The organism is Nonomuraea sp. 3N208 (assembly GCF_052245935.1).
GTDB lineage: Bacteria > Actinomycetota > Actinomycetes > Streptosporangiales > Streptosporangiaceae > Nonomuraea.
Genome location: NZ_JBQQBR010000123.1, coordinates 1 through 2,881, shown reverse-complemented (window position 1 = coordinate 2,881; position 2,881 = coordinate 1). Strand labels below are relative to the sequence as shown.

General features: G+C 62.7%; 3 protein-coding genes. All 3 read right to left on the bottom strand.

Going from position 1 to position 2,881, the window contains the following annotated elements:
* Positions 1-301: DUF6444 domain-containing protein (locus ACTWPT_RS59715; RefSeq protein WP_443186429.1), on the bottom strand; the 301-nt coding region annotated here is incomplete at its 3' end.
* A 79-nt stretch (positions 302-380) separates the two neighbouring features.
* Entirely contained in the window at positions 381-1,586 is a 1,206-nt protein-coding gene (locus tag ACTWPT_RS59710) for a hypothetical protein (RefSeq protein WP_443186428.1), read from the bottom strand.
* A gap of 12 nt (positions 1,587-1,598) precedes the next feature.
* Entirely contained in the window at positions 1,599-1,805 is a 207-nt protein-coding gene (locus tag ACTWPT_RS59705) for a hypothetical protein (RefSeq protein ID WP_443186427.1), read from the bottom strand.
* Positions 1,806-2,881 lie beyond the last annotated feature (1,076 nt).

The window sequence follows — 2,881 nt, the reverse complement described above, 5'->3', positions numbered from 1 at the left end:
TGATGGTGATTTGGTCCGGGTCGCTCCGCCAGGCCAGCGCATGCCCCTCGTGCCCGGCTTGCCCACCGCGCGGCCGGGGCGAGCGCTTCTTCGGTTTCTTGGCGCGTTTGGCCCGAGACGCCGGACCATCCGAACCCGGCGGCATCGAGGAGTTGGACGAATCCATCCCCGCACGCCGCTTCAGCTGCTCGACCTCAGCCAGCAACGCCCTGATCACGGCATCCCGCTCCGCGACCGCGGCCCGCAGCTCGTCCAGAGCAGCCAACAGCTCCTCACGGCCGAGCTCCCCGGGGGCGGACACGAGCTCAAACTACGACGACCCATCCCAAGATCCTGCATTCACCAGAAACCGGCGCGTCTCCCCCAAACCAGACCCCAGCTCAACGGCAGGCGTGAATGGATACTGACGGACGGGTGAGCCAGTGCAGCGACTTTTCCTGGCGCGGGCTGATGCTTTCATAGTCGTACGCCGATCCAAGGACGGCGTTGGCCGCCGCCGCGAAGCCAGCCGCCGCTTCCAGCAGGGCACGTCCCTCGGCATTGTCCAACTGCTCAGGGACGTCCAGGAAAGGGATGCCGTCGGCGGTCGGCGACCCGAAGATGGCCGGGTGCGTCACGGCATCGAGGACCTGATGAATGTAGATCTCTGGCGCCCGGAAGAAATCATCCACGAGCTGAGCGTGCTCGACGAGGCGCTCGGCCGCCGCGGTGTAGATCGGGTGGCGGCGTTCCGGGTTCGCGAGAAAGGTATGCGGTGCGGTTTCATAATGGTCTGCGGTGGCCAGCTGACGCAGCTTCTGATACACCTGGTCTGCGTCGACAGAATCGATGGCGGCATGCAGTTCCGTGTCGGTAGCCGACTCAAATACGATCCGCTCGAACGTCGCCACGGGATCGGCGGTGCAGAGGGAGAGCGCGGCGGCGGGAAGGAACATCATCTCGGCAGGATCCTCGCCGAAGTGGTACCGCACAAAGTCGTAGGCGACGCGGTAGGTGTCCGACGGACAGAATTGGCTCAGCAGCTCCCGAATAGTCAGCGCTCTCCCGGAGTCCGCTGTCCTCCCGTGGTTCAACCGCCACTGCGTGATGAAGGCGTGAGATTCGAAGATCATTCGCGGCGACAGCCCGCTGGCACCGCGCGCGTCGAGCCCGTCGAGATGACCGAGCAGATCTTCGGCAATCGCCTTGCCGACCGGACGGAGCTTATCGACGTCAACGACCAGGCGGCCGCTCGCGACAAATTCTTCCACGCTTTGCCCGCTAGCCTCGCTGACGGCGTAGAGCATTTTCTCCAGCAGAATATAGGTCCACTTATAGAGATAACTCATCGTGGTCGTCTGCACATAATGCATGACCTCGTGCCAGTACGTGCTCAGCGGGCGTCCACGCTCCGAATCAAGGTCAATGGTGGGATTGGACGTCTCATGTTCAGGCTGCTCCCGCTCACCGCGCCCGTCCACGGCTTCCTTGGCGAGCGCCGCGATTTCCTGATGTTCTTCAACGGTCTCGTCCAGCTGTATGAAACCGCCGATCCAGTTGAGCTGGCCGTCAACGCCCGGAGGGAGGTAGAGATACTCCTGCCACATCGCCTGCTCCGCCTAGCTCTTGTACGCCGAGAAGACAGAAACTACGGAAATGCCCACGCTTATCGCCGAGATAATGGTCAGCGCCAAGGCGACCATGAGGCGCTTCCGTTTGGTCGCCACAGATTCCTGGTATTCCTGGATGATCTCGTCCGGAACTCTCGGGTCCATGTGGAGCACGGTCGGCACGCCGGCCCACAGAGACGTGCAGTAGGCGGCCATGAGAAGGATGACAGGAATAGCGAGAACGACCGCCCCAGCGACCGAAAGGTTTCGCGTGGAAAGCCCGCCGCCGCCTCATGCACTCAGTGTGGCACGCCACCTCCCGAACGCAACTCTCGGCGAAGCTCGTTGTCGATGTCGCGCGGCACATACACCGGGACTCAAACCCCGCCCGCCGCGTCCTCGCTGTCCGATCTGCGGGGCTTCGGGTGAACGCCAATGACCTCGATGGGGTTCGTCAGCTCCCGCACTCGCGGCACTCGGCCACCCGGAGTAAAAGTGCCCGTGGTCAACTGCTGAAGCTGCGGTTCGGTGCTCCCACGGAACAGCCACGGAACAAGGGCAGAGCATGGAGGCGGTCTGAGCAGTCCTTTGTGAGCGTCTGCAACTCAACGAGCGCCCCTATCCGTCGTCTGTGTGGGCAGTAGGAGCACCGTCAGTTGGAGAATCCGTGGCGTCGTAGGTGCCCTATCGCATCAATCTGGGTCCGCGTCCACCGTGTGCAAACCGCCAATGCACCAGGGTTCCGTCCTTCTCTTCGAGCAGCACGTCATGGCGGCTGACTCCCCACATGCCCTGCTTCTCCATACGCGCTGCACCGGCCAGCGGCTCCATCCGTGTCGTTGGGGAACAGGTTGAGGTCATGGCCCCGAAAGGTCTTGACGATGGTGGACTCCATCTATCCACGCTCCGCCAGGCGATGCTGTCCGTCAATGAGGCTGCTGATCGCGACCGTCCGCTTTTCAGCTCACAGTATGAAACCGTGTTTCCGAGCGGGACAGGGGCCGATGGGCTGCGGTTAGCTAACGGCACGCGTTCTTTCCATCACTGAAACGATCTTTACTTTTAGTTCGACTTTATGTGATGATCACTCCGTTTTGTCGCTTTATCTCGAAAGGTTCGAGTGAACACATCACGACCAGCGTCCGGCTTATCCGCCCGGACGCGCCGCCGCGCTGCCCTGATCGCGGCTCTTACGTTGCCGCTCTCACTGATGAGCGCGCCCGCGATCGCCCAGAGCCCCACCCCACCCCCCACCGCACCCCCCACGACGTCACCCCCGAGCACCCCCACGA

Coding starts and splice junctions, on each gene's coding strand:
- ACTWPT_RS59705 (WP_443186427.1), bottom strand. CDS start 1,805: ATGGCCGCCTACTGCACGTCTCTGTGGGCCGGCGTGCCGACCGTGCTC.
- ACTWPT_RS59710 (WP_443186428.1), bottom strand. CDS start 1,586: ATGTGGCAGGAGTATCTCTACCTCCCTCCGGGCGTTGACGGCCAGCTC.